Source organism: Streptomyces sp. NPDC028305 (genome assembly GCF_055569495.1).
On record NZ_JBVHTN010000003.1, the window covers coordinates 390,983 to 410,032 of the forward strand.

Consider the following 19,050-nt stretch of genomic DNA (forward strand, 5'->3'; position numbering starts at 1 on the left):
GGTGTCAATGTGGGATGCCGTCGGGAGCATCGTTCAGCGCCCGAAGACTCAGGCCGAGGTGAGCTCGTCCGACGTTGTAGTGCTGGGCATACATGGTGAGAACGGTGCGCAGGTGTCGCTCACCGGTGATGAGGAGTCGGTCGGTGCATCCGACGCGGGCTGTGCGTATCCATCGTTCGGCGAACGCGTTTGACCGCGGCCTGTGCGGCGGGGTCGGGATGACGGCTGTGCCGTTGCCGACGAAGACGGCGTCGAACACGGCGATGAAGTGCTGTCCCGGTCACAGATGAGGAATCGGAAGCATCCGCCTCTGTCCTCGATGCCCATGAACAGATTGCGGGCGAGTTGGGTGACCCTGCGCTTGCCGAGAATGTCGTCCGCCCTGGTCCGTCGCAGCCTGATCTGGCTCGTGAGCCTGCTCTGCCTCACCGCCGTACTGGCGCCCACCGCGGCCCGAGCGGACAACCCCGTCGTCCAAACGATCTACACGGCCGACCCAGCCCCCCTGGTCCACGACGGACGCGTCTACCTTTACACGGGTCACGACGAGGACGGCTCGACGAACTTCACCATGAAGGACTGGCGGGTGTTCTCGTCCTCGGACATGGCCAACTGGACCGATCACGGCTCCCCGCTCAGCGTGGAGACCTTCAGCTGGGCGAGCGCGAACGCGTGGGCGGGCCAGGTCACCGAACGGAACGGGAAGTTCTACTGGTACGTGCCGGTCACGAACGCGGCCACCGGACGCATGGCCATCGGGGTGGCGGTCGCGGACAGCCCCCTCGGGCCCTTCCAGGACGCCCTCGGACACCCGCTGGTGGAGAACGGCGAAATCGACCCCACCGTCTTCATCGACGACAACGGGCAAGCCTACCTGTACTGGGGCAATCCGAACCTGTGGTACGTGACGCTGAATGAGGACATGACGTCGTACTCGGGCAGCCCGACCCAGATCCCCCTCACCACCGAAGGGTTCGGCAGCCGCACCGGGAACCCGGACCGCTCGACCCTGTACGAGGAGGGGCCGTGGGTCTACAAGCGCAACGGCCTCTACTACATGGTGTTCGCGGCGGAATGCTGCTCCGAGTTCATCGCCTACTCGACCGCGCCCGGCCCGACGGGGCCGTGGACCTACCGGGGGACGATCATGCCGCGGGAGGGCGGCAGCTTCACCAACCACGCCGGTGTCGTCGACTACAAGGGGAACTCCTACTTCTTCTACCACAACGGGGCCCTGCCGGGCGGCGGCGGATTCACCCGGTCGGTCGCGGTGGAGCGCTTCGCGTACAACGCCGACGGCACGTTCCCGACGATCACCATGAGTTCGGCCGGGGCACCCCAGGTAGGGACGCTGAACCCCTACGTGCGGCAGGAAGCCGAAACCAGCGCCTGGGCCTCCGGTATCGAAACACAGCCGTCCAGCGAGGGCGGCATGAGCGTCGGCTGGATCGAGAACGGGGACTGGATCAAGGTCAAGGGCGCAGCCTTCGGTGCTGGTGCGGCCTCCTTCACCGCGAGGGTCGCCTCCCAGACCACCGGCGGTCGGATCGAGCTGCGCCTGGACGGCGCCGACGGCCCGCAGGTAGGGACGTGCACCGTCCCGGGCACCGGCGGATGGCAGACCTGGGTGAACGTCTCCTGCCCGGTGCACGGCGCGGCCGGGACCCGCGACCTGTACCTCAAGTTCGCCGGCGGCAGCGGCTACCTGTTCAACGTGAACTCGTGGCAGTTCTCAACGGCCCCATGATCCTCGGCTTGCGCCGATGCCCTCAGCAGGTGCTGCGGGCGTGCAGCGCACGGAGCGGGGGGCGGGCGGCAACGGACAGCGCAGTGATCACAACCGGGGCCGGGGAGCGCCCGGCAGCTCTGTGGCCAACCGGTCAAGGGCAGCGCCCTCAGCCGCTTCATCGCTCTTCATCCTGCCGCCCCAGCGAGCGCTCCGTTCCGAGGCGGCCGCGCCGTAGCCGGCGCAGACCCCATTTTCCTTCATCGCAAAGGAGTGCGCCGTGCCAACCGACAACGGACTGCCCCGCAGGGCCGTCATCGCCGCACTGAGTGCCGTGCCGCTCGTCAGCGCCCTCGGCACGACCGGCTCCGCACGAGCCGCCGACGCGCCGACGGCCACCGCGGCCGTCGAACTCCCCGAAGCGGACGCGCACTGGACCTTCGACGAGGGCAGCGGAACGACCGCCGCCGACTCCTCCGGCAGCGGTCAGGACGCGGCCCTCAAGGGCGGAGCCGGTTGGGGCACCGGCAAGACCGGTGCTCACTGCCTCGACCTCACGGGTGGCGGCAACGCAACCACCACCACCGCCGGTCCTCGACACCTCCAAGGCGTTCTCCGTGTCCGCCTGGGTCAACCTCGCCCAGCTCGGCGGCTACCAGACAGCGGTGAGTATCAACGGAGGAACCGTCAGCGCCTTCTACCTGGGGGTGCGCGACGACACCGGCACCTTCTCCTTCGCCCGTCTGAACACGGATGCCGGCGGCAGCGCTGTGGTCGCGGCCGCCGCAGCAGCACCGACGACCGGCGCCTGGACCCACCTCACCGGGGTCAGCGACCCGTCGTCCGGTGTCATCCGCCTCTACGTCAACGGCGTTCTGGAAGGCGAGGTCGACTGCACCGCCGGCTGGGCCGGCACCGGCGAGACCGCGATAGGCCGGGCGCTCTACGGCGGCGGCCACGTCGACCAGTGGCACGGGCTCATCGACGACGTCTGGTTCTTCCCGTCCGTCCTCACCGCCGAGCAGGCGGCGCAGCTGGCCGGAGTGCCGGTCGGTTCCACGACACCGCTGCTCACCGTGGAGACGGGCTCGCCTGCCCACGCCGTCTCACCGATCCTGCCCGGCCTCATGTTCGAGGACATCAACCACTCCGGGGAAGGCGGCATCTACGCCGAACTGGTGCAGAACCGCTCGATGATGGCGGACAACAACACACCAGTCCACTGGTCGGCAGTCAGCGGATCCACCCTCGGTCTCGACACCGCGCACCCCCTCAACGACGCCCTCGACCGCTCCCTCAGAGTGGAACTGCCCGCCGGCACCGGGACAGGCAGCCGCGCCGGAGTCTCCAACGACGGGTTCTGGGGAATCCCCGTGCGCCCCAACACCACCTACACCGCCCTGCTTTTCGCCAAGGCGTCGCAGCACATCGGGCCACTGACCGTGGCCGTCGAATCAGCGGACGGCTCCCGGGTGTATGCGTCCGCGCAGCTCCGGCAGGTCGGCACGCAGTTCCCCGACCAGCCCGTCACGCTCACCCTGCACACCGGACGCGACGTCCCGGTAACCGGCAACGCCCGGCTGACCGTCACCACCACGGACCCCACCGCCGCGGGAACGACGCTCTGGCTCCAGCATGTCTCCCTCTTCCCACCCACCTACAAGAACCGTCCCAACGGGCTGCGCATCGACCTGATGGAAAAACTCGTCGCCCTGAAGCCGAAGTTCCTGCGCTTCCCCGGGGGCAACTTCCTCGAGGGCGGCATCATCGCCAACCGGTTCGCCTGGAAGAAAACCATCGGCCCGGCGTGGGAGCGCCCCGGCCACCAGGACGACGCCTGGGGCTACTGGTCCACCGACGGCCTGGGCCTGCCCGAATACCTCCAGTGGACCGAGGACATGGGAGCCCAGCCCGTCCTCGGCGTCTTCGCGGGCTACTCACTGTGGGGCGGGCACGTCACGGGCGACGAACTCAAGCCGTTCGTGCAGGACGCCCTCGACGAGATCGAGTACATCACCGGGCCCGTCACCAGCACGTGGGGCGCGAAGCGGGCAGCGGACGGCCACCCCGCGCCCTTCCCGCTGGAGTACGTCGAGATCGGCAACGAGGACTTCTTCGACACGTCCGGTTCCTACGAGGAGCGCTACGCCGCCTTCCACGACGCGATCAGGGCGGCGTATCCCCGTATCAAGCTCATCGCCACGATGCCGGTGAACAGCCGCACGCCGGACGTGATCGACGAGCACTACTACTTCTCGTCCTCGGCCGGCCAAGCCTCCACCCACAAGTACGACAATCGGGACCGCGCCTCAACCAAGGTGTTCGTCGGCGAGTGGGCCGCACAGGAAGGCAGGCCCACACCCAACCTCAACGCCGCCCTGGCCGACGCCGCCTGGCTCACCGGCCTGATCCGCAACTCCGACCAGGTACTCATGGAGTGCTACGCACCGCTCTTCTCCCACGTCGAGAACAACACCTGGGCCACCAACCTCATCGCCTACAACAACCTCACCAGCTACGCCTCACCCAGCTACTGGGTCCAGCACATGCTCACCCAGCAGCTCGGCACCACCGTGCTGCCCGCCACCGCCCGGGCGCTGCCCTCCGTCGCCGCGGTCGCCACCCGCTCCGGGAAGACCGTCTACCTCGCGATCGTCAACTCCGCCTCCCACCAAGTGGACCTGCCGATCACGCTCAACGGGCTGAACGGAGGCGTCAGGCGAAAGGCCAAGGCCACCGTCCTCACCGGCCCCTCACGCACCACGACCAACACGCTCGACAAGCCGGACACCCTGACGCCGAAGACCGCCACCGTCACCGGCGCCGCCGCGACCTTCACCACCACCGTGCCAGCGCTCTCCGTCACCGTGCTCGAACTCACCTTGAACTGAAGCGCCCCACAGCAACCTGATCCCAACGCAGGGGACGGGGCCGACTCCGTCTCCTCAACCGGCGCGGTAAGCAGGCACCCCTGCGTCCGCCCGTTCGGGGACCACGGCTGAGCCATCCATGCCCGTGGTCATGGGAAGGGGTGCGTGGCCGCCGTACTCGACGGGGGCCACGCACCCCTTCCCCGGTAGATCTCCTCCGGCAAGCCTGGAGCGCTCCCTCCAGGCCCGGGAGAGTGGCGGCCCACGCCAGCAGCTTCGAGCCGCAGATCGTCAAGAAGCGGCAGCGGCGCTTGACCGGCGTGGACGAGATGGTGCTGTCGCTGTCCGCGAAGGGAGTCACTCACGGCGAGATCTCCGCGTACCTGGCCGAGGTGTACGGCGCGGAGGTGTCCAAGCAGATCATCTCCACCATCACTGACAAGATCATGGACGGCATGGCCGAATGGCAGAACCGGCCGCTGGCTACCCGGTCCTGTTCGTGGACGCCATCAACGTGAAGATCAGGGATGGGCAGGTCGCGAACCGTCCGGTTTACGTCGTGATGGCGGTGACCGTGGACGGCACCCGCGACATCCGGAGGCGGCGGACCTCTTCTTCCCGTTCGTCTCGGGCCGTTACGAACGCGCGTCCGTGATCGTGACCAGCAACAACCTCTCCGGATGCTGGGGCGATGTCTTCGGCGACGACACCGTCGCAGCCGCGATGATCGACCGCCTCGTCCACCATGCCGAGTGATCTCCCTCAAGGGAGACAGCTACCGCATGCGCGGACGCGACCTCGGACGGGTTCCTGCCGCCAGCACCGGGGAATGACCAACATCAGCTGACAGCAGAGGCCCGCTTTGCATCCGCTGCCGCTGGCCCACGACTCAGCCACTCACCGACAAGTCGCTTGTGCTGAGCGGAAATCGCCGGTGAAGGACCCGGGCCGGTGCACAAGGCCCGTCCCCGCCTCAGCGTGCGTCGCGAATAATCGCGGCGTGCGGAGCCTGAGGTAACCCCCAAGGACCTCACCGTCGGTCGAGCCATTCCTGCAGCACATCGCAGAGCGGAGCGAGATCCGCCGCAAGGCCGCGAAGCAGCTCGGAAGCGGGCTTCGACGAGGGCCGCCAGCTGCGGAGGGCGGCGAGGAAGGCGGCTTGGACGGCGCCACCGATGCTCGCCGGCACCAGATCGCGCTCGCTGACACCCAGACGTGATGCCACGTACTCGCTCACCGCGTCGGCCCAGCTGATCCACTGCACCAGCCCCTCGGCCCTGAGCTCGGCGGAGTTGTCGAAGACGATGAACCGCGTCAACCAGATTCCCCGCTCGTCGACGGAGGAGCGCAGGGCTTCCACGACGCAGGAGCTGACCACCGTCATGGCCGGCTCCCGCGCGTCCGCCTCCGCCAACAGGTGTCGCAGATGACGGGTGTGCGCGTCGAAGGCGTACCAGATGATCTCCGACTTCGACCCGAAGTAGCGGAAGAACGTCGTCTTGCTGACGCCGGACGCCGCGATGATCTCCGCGAGGCTGGTCTCGGTGTAGCCGCGCTCCAGGAAGAGCCCGATGGCCACCGCCTCGACCTTCTCGCGCGACGACACCGGTGGCCGTCCTCGGGGCCGCTTGACCTGGGTCATCTCGGCACGTCCTCACCGCTCAGAATATTTTCGGAACCAAGTACCATTATTAACCGGCGGGACCGGGCCGCGCGGGAGCGCGGGCGATCCCGGAGGGTCTTCCGCCGTCCCAAGGAGGTACACGCGCATGGCACAGGAACTCGCGGACAAGGTCGCCGTCGTCACCGGAGGGGTGAGCGGAATCGGCCGGGGCATCGTCGATGTCTTCCTGGAGGAGGGTGCACGGATCGTCGTCGGCGACATCGACGACGAGGCCGGTCACGCACTCCAGCGGGAGCTCGGCGACGACGTCACCTTCGAGCACACCGATGTCACGGTCCCCGCCGACATGGAGGCCCTCATCGCTCGGGCCGTGAGCCGGTACGGCGAGCTGAACATCATGGTGAACAACGCAGGAGCCCTCGGCGAACAGAGCGGGCTGCTCGACCTCGACCCCGACGGCTTCACCCGCACCAGCGACCTTCTGCTCCGCTCGGTGGTCCTGGGCCACACGTACGCCGGCCGCCGGATGAAGCAGCAGGGCACCGGGGGCAGCATCGTGTCCATGTCGAGCATCGCCGGCATCCAGGCCGGCCTGTCCTCGGTGTCGTACGACGCCGCGAAGGCCGGAATCCTCCAGGTCGCCCGGACCGCCACCCATGAACTGGCCCCCTACAAGATCCGCTCCAATGTCATCCTGCCGGGTCTCATTCTGACGCCGATCATGGCGAAGGGAACCGACCTCGATCCCTCGCAGTACCCGGCCTTCGTCGACGCGCTCAAGGAGCCGCTGGGGGAGCTGCACCCGATCGGCCGCGGCGGTCTGCCCCGTGATCTGGCCAACGCGGCCCTGTTCTTCGCCAGCGACCGCTCGGCGTTCATCACCGGCCAGCACATTGCGGTCGACGGCGGTATCACCTCCGTGTCCAACCGGGACATGGGCTCGGTCGTCGGCAAGGCGTTCACCGCCATGGGCATCACCGGCGTCGACCCCCACTTCTCCGCCGCCGCCAAGCACGACGCCGCATAGCAGGAAACGAGCGGCCGGACCAGCAACACGGTCCACCGGCCGGTGGACCCGAAAGGAATCAACATGAAGGCATGGCAGTTCACCGAGGTCGGAAAGCCCCTCGCCCGCAACGAGATCCCGGAACCGGAAGCCGGGGCCGGCGAGATCGTCATCGAGGTGAAGGCGGCCGGTCTCTGCCACAGTGACGTCGGATTCCTCGACGGCACCCTGACCTCACTGCTGCCCTTCCGCCCGATCACCCTCGGCCACGAGATCGCGGGCGTCGTCGCCTCCACCGGCGTCGGAGCCTCCCGTTTTTCCGTCGGCGACAAGGTCGCCGTGCCCGCCGCGATCGAAGGTCCGGGCACCTCGTCGAACGGAGGCTTCCAGCCCAGGATCGCCGTACGCGAAGACCTGGTGATCCCGCTGCCGGACGGCATCGCCTGGGACCAGGCAGCCGCCGCGACCGACGCGGGGCTCACCTCCTACCACGCCATGATCGTGCAGGGAGGCGTCACGGCCGGCACCAAGGTGGGTGTCATCGGGTTCGGCGGGCTGGGCTCGCTGGGTGCCCAGGTGGCCCTCGCCGTCGGCGCCGAGGTTTATGTGATCGAGAAGAACGAGAAGGTGCACGCCTTCGCCCGCGAACTCGGCGTCACGGATGTCGCGGCGGACATCGCCGCGTTCGCCCACGTGCAGTTCGACGTCGTCGTGGACTTCGTCGGAGTCGGCACCACGACCAACGCGGCGGTGGAAGCCGTACGACGCGACGGGCGCGTCGTACTCGTGGGTCTGGGCACCGGTGAAGGCACCATCAATCTCCAAACGCTCACCCTCAACCAGGTCACGCTCATCGGCTCCCAGGCCGGCACTCCCGAGGACTGCCAGGCGGTCGTCCAACTCATCGCCGACGCCAAGGTCGCTTCCCGTATCACCCACATCGGATTCGACGAGATCGGCGACGGCATCGGCAGGCTCGAACGAGGAGAGGTCATCGGCCGACTGGTCGCCCTGTACGACTGACCAGGCGAGTTCGGCTGAACCCTTCGGTGTGTCAACCTACCGAGCGGGCTGCTGAGCCGGGCCCTTGAGAGCGTGTTTGCGGTCGGCGCGTTCCAGGGTTGTGCCGATGGCGGTGACGGCCTCGCGGGCTGCGTTGGGGACCCAGTGGCTGTAGAGGCGTGGTGGCCGGCGTCTTGGAGGCTACCGCCAGCGGCACCCCGCGAGCTGATCATGAACCGCCGCGGATCGATTGGAGACTCGACCCGCGGCGGTCACCGCCCCGGCCCAGATCGCCAGCCTCGATATACGACGGCGCGAGCGCCTCGGCAGCATCCGCCACGAGCACCGACATGCCGCATGACCTGTCAGGATGTGATTTCCGGCAAGCGCACCTCTGCGAACTGTCTCGCTACGGCACCACAGAGCCGGATACGGCGCTCACGCCCTGGGAGTGCCCCATCTGCCGGCCGGCGACAAGGGGCTTTACCCCGCCTTGACGCGGGGCGCACCCCGGCAGCCAGGAACCCCACGCGCGAGCTGCCTGCGAAAACTGGCCCGGAGAGATCAACAGCAGTCAGCCCCGCCCCTGTCGCACGGGGAGCACGACATCGTGCTCCCACCGCGAAAGGTGCTCGGGAGCCGACAAGGGGTCCTTATGCCTCTCGATGCAGAAGACATCCGGATCGATCGGGTGACGTAGGGGGACTGTGGTTGACGGCGCGGTACGGCGCTGTAGGTCTACCGGATCGGGTGACGGACGAATCGGGCACCGTTGACACGTCTGCGAGTTGGGAGCACGAGGGCTCCCACTTGCTCCCAGCCCGGACATGGTTAAGGCCGCCTCCGCTACTCGCGGAAACGGCCTCCGACCTGCGATGATGCTGGTCGGGACGACAGGATTTGAACCTGCGACCCCTTGACCCCCAGCCCTGTGACTACTCTCTGCAACCACCCGTATCAGGCTGTAGCAATCCATTCAGGGCCATACACCGCCGCACGAAGCCCAAGAAGCACACACCCCGCACACTACGCGCCAGTCGGCGTCGCCGGGGCGCAGTCGGGCGACGTATCCCTCCTTCGAGTGACGCGGACCACGGTCCGGCGACTTTGACCGCGTGGACCCGAGCCCCCCTCGCCCGTCCATGGGAGCCGGCGCGGGGTATCGCAGCCGAGGCCAACCCTCGGCATACGCGTTGATGTCGACCGCGCGACACCTGCGCCGGCGCCGCCGATAAGGGATTTGTTATCGTCATGAGGGTGCCCAGGCATTCAGGGAGGACATGATGGCCAAGATCACCATTGAGATCGACGAGGAGCGCCTCGCCGAGGCCAAGCAACTCCTGCACACCGAGGATGACGCCGAAGTCGTGGCCAAGGCGGTGGATATTGCGGTCGGTGCGATCTACCAGCGTCGCGCGGCCCGGCAGCGGCTGAGCGAGCTCGCGGGTGAGGGCGGCGCCTTCGGCGAGGCCCGCCCGGCGTGAGCACGTCCCACTACCTGATCGACACCAGCGCCTGCAACCGCCTGTTCCTCACCCCCGCCGTGGAACGACACTGGGCCACGGTCCTGGACGAGGGCCGCGCGAGTGTGTGCGAGATCACCGAACTCGAACTGGTCCGCGCCACCGGCGGCCGCGACGAGCGGGCCGTGCTGGAGCGCTACCTCCACGACGCCTTCGGATGGACCCCTGTGCCCGACCGTGCTCTCACCCGGGCCCGGCAGGTGCAAGACCTTCTCGTCGCCACAAGCTGGCACCAGGGGCCGGGAGCGGTCGACCTGATGACCGCCGCCACCGCAGAACTATGCGGACTGACCTTGCTGCACTACGACGCGGACTTCGAAACCATCGCCAAAGTGACCGGACAACCCCACCAGTGGATCGCCCCACGCGGCAGCGTCGACTGACAAGGACAACGGCCACCATGGACCACACCACACACCCGGCCAAGCACACCGACGCGGCACCGCCTGACAAGACCACCACCCACATCTGGGGGGCCTTCCTGAAAAAGGCCCGGCGCAGCCGAGGAATGAGCCAGCGGGCACTGGCCCGGGAACTGGGAGTCAGCCAGGCCCGGATCGCGCAGATCGAAAACGGAGCCAGCACCCCGCAGATCGACACCATGGCCGCTTACATCACCGCCCTCGGCGGCGAGCTGACCCTGCGAGCCGACTTCCACGACCACGTCACCCAGACCACATGGCCCCAACCACACACCGCAGAAGGCTGACACCCACACAGGCCGATTTCACGTGGTGACGCACCGCCTGTGCCAGCACCCGAGCGGCGCGTCACACCACAACAGGGCAGACGCTGCCTGATGCGGCACTGGATGCCCGCCGATGACATGGCGCGATGCGGTCTCGACGCCGCTGACTCCCGGATTGCGGCCGCCGACGGGAGGCACGGTGGTGTCGAGACCGTTTGGACGAGGCAGAAGGCACACGGCGTGTCACGGATGTGGGCTGTGGCCTGCGGGGCTCGAATAATCGTCGCTCCTGGTCAAGAGGCATATCTGTACTCGTTGATCACACCGCCGAGGACGCGAGTGCGCAGGACTTTGCGGCTGGCCGGCTTCAGGACTGGAGGTGGTTGTCCGTGAGCTTGGGGAGGTAGTTGGCATCGGGCCCGGTGGGGGCGGTGCGCGTTGTAGTGCCTCTGGTACGCGGCCAGGACCTGGCGCGCGTGACCTTCACCGAGGATGAGTATGTGGTCGAGGACTTCTCGACGGAGAGTGCCGATCACTCGTTCGCAGCGGGCGTTGGCCTTCGAGGCCCTGCGCTTGCCGAGAATGTCATCCGCCCTGGTCGGAAGCCTGGACCCGGACTGGCGGTCGTCGGCCTCGTCGCTCGAGTCGGCGCTCTCGCGTAGCCGGTAGTCGACGCGTCATGATGATCGACCGTGCTGCTGCGAGTGGCCTACCGGGGAGTGACCAACGCATTCGCGCTGCTGCGTCTGCTGCCGATGAGCGACCGGAACAAGGATGCGGAGATCCTGGCCCTCCGCCATCAGATCACAGTGCTCGAACGCCAACTCGGTGGTGCCCGAGTACGGTTCACCCCGGGCGACCGGGCGTTCCTGGCGGCGCTGCTGCACCGGCTGCCGTTGCCGGCTCTGCGGCGGGTGCGGCTGCTCATGCGCCTGACACGGTGCTGCGCTGGCATCGCGACCTCGCAAGGCGCCGGCATGCCGCCTTATCGCGGCCCAAGCGACCCGGTCGACCTCGTAAAGCACGGTCCATCCGGATTCTGGTGCTGCGGCTGGCGAGGAATCCAAGCTGGGGCTACAGGCGCCTTCACGGCGAACTGCTCGTGCTGGGAGTGAAAGTGGCCGCCTCGACCGTCTGGAAGATCCTGAAGGATGCCGACATCGATCCGGCGCCCGACCGGAGCTCCAGCACATGGGCCGACTTCCCGCGCTCCCAAGCCGACGCCCACCTGGCCTGCGACTTCTTTGAGGCGGTCACCCTGTCCGGCGCCCGGATGTACGTACTCGCGGTGATCGAACACAGCAGCCGCCGCATCCGGGTCCTGGGCGCCACCGCACACCCGACCACATCCTGGGTAACCCAAGCGGCGAAGAATCTGGTCATGGATCTCGAGGACGTAGGCTGCCGGGCACGATTCATGATCCGGGACAGGGACGGGAAGTTCCCCGCCCCGTTCGACGCCGTCCTCAAGGACACGGAGATCGAGATCGTCCTCACCGGCATCCAGATGCCGAGAATGAACTCGATCACGGAAAGGTGGGCGCAGACCTTGCAGACACGAACTCCTGGACCGGACCTTGATCCGGAACCAGCGCCACCTCCTCCACGCCCTACGAGAATTCGAGCAGTTCTACAACTCCCATCGACCGCACCAGGGCATCGCGAACGCCCGACCACTACACCCACTCCCCACACCAATCGACGATCCCGACAAGCTGAACGACCTCGCCATCCGACGCCACGACCGCCTTGGCGGCATCCTCCACGAATACAGACATGCCGCGTGACCTGCACGGACGAGATATTCGGCAAGCGCAGGGCTCCGCCAGGACTTCGACGCCGTCATCGCCGGCCTCACGATGGAGTGGAACTCCGGTCGAGTCGAGGGGAACGTAAACCGGGTGAAACGGATCAAGAGGGACTGGTATGGACGCGCTGGCTTCGACCTACTCCGTTTGCAGATCCTCCACGCGGACTGACCGATGTCACAGCCAGTCACCGCTCCACAGAGAGTGGATCAGAACCGTTCTCCATGGCCGCCGTCACGTGTCGGAGTCGTTGGGTGATCGAGGCGCCTCGGACAGTTCACATATTTGATGTCCCTCGACCAGCCATCCGCGCCGACAAGTGAAGACCCGAGAGGAACTCAGGAGGTGGCGCGGATGTCCTCCCACAGTGGCGTCAGCCGCATGAGCTGCTCGTCTCGCCAGCGAACCCGCTCTTCCCATCGGTCGAGTGAGAGAAGAGTGCGACGCTGGTGTACGGCGGTCGACACGAGGTCCGGCGTCCATGGGTCGTTCTGACCGCGCTCAGCGCCCATTCGTGCATACGCGGGTCCCATTTTCTCCGCGTGTGATTCAAGACCGCCGCGGGTGTTGAGGTCGACGGTTTCGAATGGGCCGACGAGACTCCACCGGCGCCCAAGACCACTGCGGACGACTTCGTCGATCTCGTCAACGGTCGCAACCCCGTCTCGGACCAGGCAGTAGGCCTCACGCAGTACCGCGCCTTGAAGACGGTTGAACACGAACCCTTCCGGTTCATGGTTGACCGTGATCGGGCGTAGCCCTGCGCCCGTGTAGATGGCACGGGCGCGCTCGACGGCCCACGTAGCAGTGCAGGGGGAGGGGACGAGCTCGATCACCGGGATGAGGTACGGCGGGTTGCCGGGGTGACCGACCAGGATCCGGTCCCGTAGCTCTTCGGGCAGGTCGGCTGTGATGAGACTGGGACGTATCGCTGAGCTCGAGCTGGCGAACACCGCTTGATCAGGCGCGCTCTGGGCCGCACGCCGGATCAGCTCCTGCTTGACGTCTACCCGCTCCGGGGCGCATTCCTGCACCAGCGCTACTCCCGCGACCGCCTCCGCCAAGTCACGGGCGAACGTGACCCGCGCACTCACAGCGCTTGGATTCTCGACGAGGCCGTGCACGGACAACTGGACAAGGCGATCGGAGAGCTCACCGTGGGCGCGCTCCAGAGCGTCCGGGAACGGATCCCACACCCGGACCGCGTGCCCGGCTCGTGCGAAGACGATTGCAAAGGCGACCCCGATGGAGCCGGCGCCGGCGACGGCGACCGGCTCCATCGGGCCACTTGTCGGTGTCGCAGCTGTGCTCGTCACACCGACCACCAGGTGCGGTCGTTGTCGTAGCCACGCTGCAGGATCTCAACAACGGACTCGTGGGTGAGATCGCGCGGGTTGTTGGCCGTCAGGCGGGTCGCGAGCATCGCCTGGTCGGCCACGTAGGAGAAGTCCTTCGGGTCCAGGCCGAGCGTCTTCAGGTCGGTTGGGCAGCCGACGGTCTCCAGCAGCGCCTCTACGCGGGCGATGCCGGCCTTCGCCTGATCCAACGGGGTCGACTCGGGGTCCGCGGCACCGAGCAGCGCCCCGATCTCGGCGAATTCCGCGATCCGGGTCGGAAGGTTGAAGCGCATCACGTACGGCAGAAGCGCTCCGACACCGAACCCGTGCGAGGTGTGGGTCAGCGCACCGATCGGGGACTGGATCGCGTGTGCCGCGGCGGTACCGGCGGTGTTGATGGCCATGCCTGCGTTGTACGCGGCCAGCATTGTCGCGGAGCGTGCTTCGATGTCGGACGGGTCAGCGACCACGCCCTCCAGGGACGAGTTGAGCAGAGTCAGGCCGCTGCGGCAGAAGATGTCGGTCAGCGGGTTCTTCCCGACGTAGAGATGATTGACCAGAAACTCCGGCGTCACGTCCTTGACCCGGTCGGTGAACGTCTCGACCAGGTGAGTCAGCGCGTCGGCCGCCGTGGCTGCGGTGAGTGCCGGCGGGCAGGAGACGGTGAGCTCAGGGTCGATGACGGCGGCGTACGCCTCCAGGTGTGGGCTGGCCACGCCGACCTTCATGCCCTTCTCCCGGTCAAAGACGACCGAGATACAGGTAACCTCGGCGCCGGTACCGGCGGTGGTGGGTACGGTGATGACCGGAAGCCCGGGGCCCGGGACGAGGAACTCGCCGTAGTAGTCCCGAACGTCGCCGCCGTGTGCGAGGACGGCAGCGGACACCTTCGCCAAGTCGAGACAGGAGCCGCCGCCGACCGCGAGCAGCGCATCCACGCCGGCGTCGCCGTACCGGTCGACGAGGGTGAGTACGTTCTCGCGAGGCAGGTCCGGCTCAGCCTCAGAGAACACCGAGACCGTGATCCCTTGTCTTTCGATGGCAGTCACCATGTCCTTGAATTCGGTCACCTGTGCCATACGGGCGTCAGTGACGACGAGGACGTGCCGTCCGATCTCGGCAAGGAGATGGGGCAGGTGGCGCCGCTCGCCGGGACCGAAAAGAACGGTCTTGGGCTGGCGCAGGACGCCGATGGAGGCGACGCAGGCGGTCACAGGCCTGCCTCCGTCTCGTCCACGGTGATGGCGAGGTACTTGGGCTCGAGAAACTCATAGATCGCCTCGTGTCCGCCTTCGCGGCCCAGGCCGGAGGCCTTGATGCCGCCGAACGCCGCTGCGGGGTCGGCCATGATGCCGCGGTTGATGCCGACCATGCCGAAATCGAGGCGCTCGCTCACGGCAATGGCGCGGTCCACGTTGCGGGTGAACACGTACGCGGCAAGGCCGTAGGTGGTGTCGTTGGCGACCTTGACGGCCTCGGCGACCGAGTCAACGGTGTAGATCGTCGCGATGGGGGCGAACAGCTCCTGGTGGCAAAGGTGGTCATCCGCCTCCGTCACCGAGAAGACGGTCGGCTCGAAGAAGAATCCGTCGCCCGGCACCTCTTTGCCTCCGGTCAGCAGGGTCGCGCCGATCTCAGAGAAGCCGTTGACGAGCTCCTTGACGGTGTCGCGCTGTTGGGCCGAGATGATCGGGCCGACCTCCGTGGCCGGGTCGAACCCGTCGCCGACCTTCAGCTTCTCGGTCAACGCGACGAACTTGGCCGTGAACTCTTCCACGACGCGGCTGTCGACGATGATCCGGTTGGCCGCCACACACGCCTGACCGGCGTTGCGGAACTTGCACACGATCGCCTGCTCGGCCGCCAGGTCGAGGTCGGCGTCATCGAGCACGATGAACGGACCGTCGCCGCCGAGTTCCATCGAAGCATTGGTGATGTTCGCAGCCGCCTGGCTCAGCAGGGTACTCCCCACACCGGTCGAGCCGGTGAAGCTCACCTTGCGCAGACGGCTGTCCGCCATGAGCGCTGCCGACACCTTGGACGAGGTCGTCGTGTGGACGAGGTTGACCACACCCGCCGGGAAACCGGCATCGTGCAGCGCCTGCACGAACAGCGCGCAGGTCAGCGGAGTCTCCTTCGCGGACTTCACCACGACCGTGCATCCGGCAGCGAGCGCCGCGCCGGCCTTGCGGGCGATCATCAGCAACGGGAAGTTCCACGGAGTGATGAGAAGGCACGGGCCGACCGGCTGGTGGGTGGTGACGACACGGTAGGCGCCTCGGGAGCCGTGTGCGTAGGTGCCGTGAAGGTGGGCGATCTGCTCGGCGTACCAGAGGAAGAAGTCGGCCGAGAGCTGGAACTCACCCCGGGCCTCGCCCAACGGCTTGCCACTCTCCAGCGTCATGGTCTCGACGATCTCGTCGGCACGCTGCAGGAGCAGCCGGTGCGCGCGGTGGAACAGGTCGGCACGCTCGCGCGGAAGCACGTGCCGCCAGGCATCCTGAGCGGCGACGGCCGCATCGAGCGCGGCGAGTGCCTGATCGACGGTGCCGTCAGCGACCTCGGCGATCGTCTGACCCTTTGCGGGGTTGACGACCGAGAACGTCTCGGCGGCGGGTGTCCACACACCGTCGATGTACAGATCGACGGGGATCTCCCGTCCGCGGACCTGTGCTGTGACCGGCGCGGTCGGTGTCGTCATGGAAGGGGTCCTCCTCTTTCGGCGGGAGCGGGTGCGGCGGCAACCAGCCGGCTCGGGTAGAGCTGCCGTCGGTGCCGCACGGCACGTTCGCGCGGTGACGTATTACCGTCATCTCGTAATACGCTACGAGCCAAAGCGCGGGATATGGTCCGGTGCATCGATTTGAGACAGTGCCTCACGAGCCCCAAGAGCCGCTGGGCCTGGCAAGCAACAGTTGGAGGCTGAGGGACCCGTCATGAGCACTTCGAGACTGACTCGACATGCGGCACCGCTGCGGCAGCAGATCACACGCCTGCTTCGTGAAGACATCCTGAGCGGGGCCTTCCAGCCTGGCGACGCCCTGCGCGAGAGCGGCCTGTGCGAGGCCTACGGAGTCTCGCGCACCGTAGTCAGAGAAGCACTGCGCCAGCTCGAGGCTGAGCGGCTGGTGACGGTGGTCGCCCACCACGGACCGGTCGTCACCGTGTTGACACCGCAGGACATCGAGCAGATCTACGAGGTACGGCGCGCGCTCGAGGGCCTGATGGGCGAACTCTTCGTGGCACGCGCGTCAGAGCAGGTGAAGAGCGAGTTGCGACAGCTCCTGATCGAGATGGAGACGACCTACCTCAGGGGGACCATCAAGACACGCGAGGAGGCAAACGAGCGGTTCTACGGGCTCCTGCTCGAAGGCGCCGGCAACCCGGTCCTCACCGAGGATGTCGCCCGCATTCACGCTCGGGTCCAGATCTTTCGCCGCTACGCGTTCATGGACGACCAACGGGCGGGGATCTCCTTTGAGGAATTCGGCCGCATCATCGAAGCCGCGGCTGTTGCGTGTGACGCCGCCGCGGCGCGAGCCGCGTGCGAGCACCATGTCCGCGGCGCAGCAGCGCTGGCCGTCGATGAGTATCGCCGTCGTCTGGCCTGAGACCTCGAGCGACTCGCATGATCAGGAATCGACGCTCGTCGAGCTTCTCCCATTACGGAATGAATTGTGATGTGGCACTATACGCGCCATATCGCATTATGCTCCGGCTCTGCATGAGGAAGGGAAGAGCATGTCGATTGGGCCAGTCCACGCGCTCAAAGACGAGTGGTTGACAGGGAGCACCGACCGCATAGATGTCGAGCCTGCGCTGCTGAGGTCCTGGGAGCGTTCCCGGGAGGCGCTCGGTGTGCCGGCCAACGTCCGGGAGGTCCCGCATGTGGCGGAAGATGAGCTCGATCAGCATCTCCTGGATCTGTTTCAGGCGCCGATGTCACGTTTCTCCGCTGACTTGTCAGGAACGGGCGTCGGCCTTCTGCTGGCGGACGCCCAAGGTCGTATTCTCGGACGCTGGGCCGCAGACCGTGACGCGTGGCGTCACTTCGACATGGTCGGAACCGGCCGCGGAGCCGTCCTGGATGAGTCGCTCGTGGGCACCAACGGCGTCGGCACGGTCTTGGCGACCGGGCAGAGCATCCAGATCACGGGCGCGGAGCACTACGCGGACATGTACAGCGAGGCCGTCTGTACCGGAACGCCGATCCGGCACCCGCTGACCCAGAAGATCGTTGCTGTGGTGACGTTGTCCAGCGGGCTCATCGAGGGCCGTTCGCTGCTGCGGCCCATGGTCAAGACGGTCGCCGACCAGTTGCAGCAGCATCTCCTTGATGTGGCCTCCCCCAAGGCCCGGGCGGTCTTCCAAGCATTCCTGGACGCCTCGAAGGCAAAGGCCGGTGCGGTGGTCGGGTTCGGTCCGCAGGGACTGATCATGCAGAGCCAGGGCGCTGCCCGCCTGTCCAGCGCAGATGTCGCGGCGCTTGGAGATCTGGCCCAGCGGCAATCCGGTGGCCGGTTCATCATCGAACTCTCCGGCGCCCCCACCGAGGTCCGGCTGGCACCAGTTGAGGGCGGCGCCGGAGCCATCGTGTCCTTCCAGCGGGGCAGGACCTCGACCACCACTGCGCTGGGGCCGGCTCGGGCGCAGCTGATCGGACGCTCGCCGGACTGGATGGCGGCTCTGCACGCGGTCGCACGAAGACGGGGGGCGACGCGGCCGGTGGTGATCGCCGGCGAGGCCGGCGTCGGGAAGACGTCACTTGCCCTGGGGTTCCCGTTCCGTTCCGGCGAGCCCGGACCAGGCGCTCACATCGTGATCGACACGGTGGAGCGGACCCTGATCGGCGGGAAGCGATGGCTTCGCGGCATCGCGGAGCGGTTGCAAGGCGGAGCGCCCGTGATCGTCAAGGGGATCGACGCCCTCGACCCCGCAGCGAGGCTCGCACTGTCCGGGCTGTTGGAGATGAGCGTTCCGAAGGGCCCTGTGATGCTCACCGCCACGCTTCGCTCGGCCGCTGAGGCCGAGGAGACGGCGGTGGGTCTCGGGGCGTCACACGTATGGGTTCCCCCGCTGAGGGAGCGCACCGCCGACTTGTCTGCTTTGTGGCGCTACTTCACGGACCGGGCCATGCCGGGCGTCGGCCTGGAGCCACGTGCGGAGACCCTTGACCTGCTCACCGGATACGAGTGGCCCCGCAACCTCAAGGAGCTCCACAACGTCGTGGAGGGGCTGGCGCTTGCCGGCAAACGCGGATACGTCCTCCCCAGTGACCTGCCGGAGCGGATCCAGGGTGCCAGTTCGCGGACCATGATCGAGCGTGCCGAGCTTGAGGTGATCTCTCGGGCGCTGCGGGAAGCCGACGGAAACCGTTCCCGCGCCGCGGAGATGCTCGGCCTGTCCCGAGCGACGATCTACCGCAAGATGAAGGCCTACAAGATCACCGACTCGTGACGGGTGACT

General features: G+C 67.1%; 15 protein-coding genes and 3 pseudogenes. 12 read left to right on the forward strand and 6 right to left on the reverse strand.

Annotation, left to right across the window (positions count from 1 at the left end; all coding sequences use genetic code 11):
- Window positions 1–4 precede the first annotated feature (4 nt).
- Window positions 5–259: an integrase core domain-containing protein gene (locus ACZ4WQ_RS13100; RefSeq protein WP_385339929.1), complete on the reverse strand. Its 255-nt coding sequence runs from the start codon at window positions 257–259 to the stop codon at window positions 5–7.
- Window positions 260–370: 111 nt separating this feature from the next.
- On the opposite strand from ACZ4WQ_RS13100, the gene ACZ4WQ_RS13105 reads away from it, so the two are divergent.
- The 4 genes and pseudogenes from ACZ4WQ_RS13105 to ACZ4WQ_RS13120 all read left to right on the forward strand — a co-directional run.
- Window positions 371–1,747 (forward strand): glycoside hydrolase family 43 protein, encoded by a 1,377-nt coding sequence (locus ACZ4WQ_RS13105; protein WP_398372273.1) that lies wholly within the window; start codon window positions 371–373, stop codon window positions 1,745–1,747.
- Window positions 1,748–2,286: 539 nt separating this feature from the next.
- On the forward strand, window positions 2,287–4,617 hold the full coding sequence (locus ACZ4WQ_RS13110) for an alpha-L-arabinofuranosidase C-terminal domain-containing protein (RefSeq protein ID WP_398372271.1): 2,331 nt from the start codon (window positions 2,287–2,289) through the stop codon (window positions 4,615–4,617).
- A gap of 245 nt (window positions 4,618–4,862) precedes the next feature.
- Window positions 4,863–5,191, forward strand: a pseudogene (locus tag ACZ4WQ_RS13115) (transposase); the annotation flags it as partial.
- A 41-nt stretch (window positions 5,192–5,232) separates the two neighbouring features.
- A pseudogene (locus tag ACZ4WQ_RS13120) lies at window positions 5,233–5,352 on the forward strand (ATP-binding protein); the annotation flags it as partial.
- A gap of 274 nt (window positions 5,353–5,626) precedes the next feature.
- Here the strand turns inward: ACZ4WQ_RS13120 and ACZ4WQ_RS13125 are convergent.
- Window positions 5,627–6,238, reverse strand: coding sequence for an acyl-CoA-like ligand-binding transcription factor (locus ACZ4WQ_RS13125; RefSeq protein WP_398372269.1), 612 nt, complete (start codon window positions 6,236–6,238; stop codon window positions 5,627–5,629).
- Window positions 6,239–6,365: 127 nt separating this feature from the next.
- Between ACZ4WQ_RS13125 and ACZ4WQ_RS13130 the strand changes: the two genes are divergently transcribed.
- The 5 genes from ACZ4WQ_RS13130 (at window position 6,366) to ACZ4WQ_RS13150 (ending at window position 10,460) form a co-directional block, all read left to right on the forward strand.
- The gene (locus tag ACZ4WQ_RS13130) at window positions 6,366–7,247 is read left to right on the forward strand and encodes an SDR family NAD(P)-dependent oxidoreductase (protein ID WP_385339939.1); all 882 of its coding nucleotides are present in this window, start codon (window positions 6,366–6,368) and stop codon (window positions 7,245–7,247) included.
- Between the two features lie 63 nt (window positions 7,248–7,310).
- Window positions 7,311–8,249, forward strand: a complete 939-nt coding sequence (locus ACZ4WQ_RS13135; RefSeq protein WP_385339941.1) for a zinc-binding dehydrogenase — start codon at window positions 7,311–7,313, stop codon at window positions 8,247–8,249.
- Between the two features lie 1,262 nt (window positions 8,250–9,511).
- Entirely contained in the window at window positions 9,512–9,712 is a 201-nt protein-coding gene (locus ACZ4WQ_RS13140; protein ID WP_352133401.1) for a hypothetical protein, read from the forward strand.
- Entirely contained in the window at window positions 9,709–10,134 is a 426-nt protein-coding gene (locus tag ACZ4WQ_RS13145) for a PIN domain nuclease (RefSeq protein ID WP_398372266.1), read from the forward strand. The genes ACZ4WQ_RS13140 and ACZ4WQ_RS13145 overlap by 4 nt, the downstream gene beginning before the upstream one ends.
- A gap of 17 nt (window positions 10,135–10,151) precedes the next feature.
- The gene (locus tag ACZ4WQ_RS13150; protein ID WP_398372264.1) at window positions 10,152–10,460 is read left to right on the forward strand and encodes a helix-turn-helix domain-containing protein; all 309 of its coding nucleotides are present in this window, start codon (window positions 10,152–10,154) and stop codon (window positions 10,458–10,460) included.
- A gap of 272 nt (window positions 10,461–10,732) precedes the next feature.
- Here ACZ4WQ_RS13150 and ACZ4WQ_RS13155 read toward each other — a convergent pair whose 3' ends face one another.
- Window positions 10,733–11,023 carry an integrase core domain-containing protein gene (locus ACZ4WQ_RS13155; RefSeq protein WP_398372990.1) on the reverse strand — a complete coding sequence of 97 codons (291 nt, stop codon included), beginning with the start codon at window positions 11,021–11,023 and terminating at the stop codon, window positions 10,733–10,735.
- A 108-nt stretch (window positions 11,024–11,131) separates the two neighbouring features.
- On the opposite strand from ACZ4WQ_RS13155, the pseudogene ACZ4WQ_RS13160 reads away from it, so the two are divergent.
- Window positions 11,132–12,226, forward strand: a pseudogene (locus tag ACZ4WQ_RS13160) (integrase core domain-containing protein).
- 359 nt (window positions 12,227–12,585) lie between these two features.
- On the opposite strand, the gene ACZ4WQ_RS13165 reads toward ACZ4WQ_RS13160, so the two are convergent.
- From ACZ4WQ_RS13165 to ACZ4WQ_RS13175, 3 genes are read right to left on the reverse strand one after another with little or no spacing between them, the layout of a single operon-like run.
- Window positions 12,586–13,527 (reverse strand): 3-hydroxyacyl-CoA dehydrogenase, encoded by a 942-nt coding sequence (locus tag ACZ4WQ_RS13165; protein WP_398372262.1) that lies wholly within the window; start codon window positions 13,525–13,527, stop codon window positions 12,586–12,588.
- A 32-nt stretch (window positions 13,528–13,559) separates the two neighbouring features.
- Window positions 13,560–14,798, reverse strand: coding sequence for an iron-containing alcohol dehydrogenase (locus tag ACZ4WQ_RS13170; protein WP_398372260.1), 1,239 nt, complete (start codon window positions 14,796–14,798; stop codon window positions 13,560–13,562).
- On the reverse strand, window positions 14,795–16,285 hold the full coding sequence (locus tag ACZ4WQ_RS13175; RefSeq protein WP_398372258.1) for an NAD-dependent succinate-semialdehyde dehydrogenase: 1,491 nt from the start codon (window positions 16,283–16,285) through the stop codon (window positions 14,795–14,797). The genes ACZ4WQ_RS13170 and ACZ4WQ_RS13175 overlap by 4 nt, the downstream gene beginning before the upstream one ends.
- A gap of 235 nt (window positions 16,286–16,520) precedes the next feature.
- Between ACZ4WQ_RS13175 and ACZ4WQ_RS13180 the strand changes: the two genes are divergently transcribed.
- Together ACZ4WQ_RS13180 and ACZ4WQ_RS13185 are read left to right on the forward strand one after the other, a co-directional pair.
- Window positions 16,521–17,195 (forward strand): GntR family transcriptional regulator, encoded by a 675-nt coding sequence (locus tag ACZ4WQ_RS13180; RefSeq protein ID WP_385339953.1) that lies wholly within the window; start codon window positions 16,521–16,523, stop codon window positions 17,193–17,195.
- Window positions 17,196–17,325: 130 nt separating this feature from the next.
- Entirely contained in the window at window positions 17,326–19,041 is a 1,716-nt protein-coding gene (locus ACZ4WQ_RS13185) for a sigma-54-dependent Fis family transcriptional regulator (protein ID WP_385339955.1), read from the forward strand.
- Window positions 19,042–19,050: the final 9 nt, after the last annotated feature.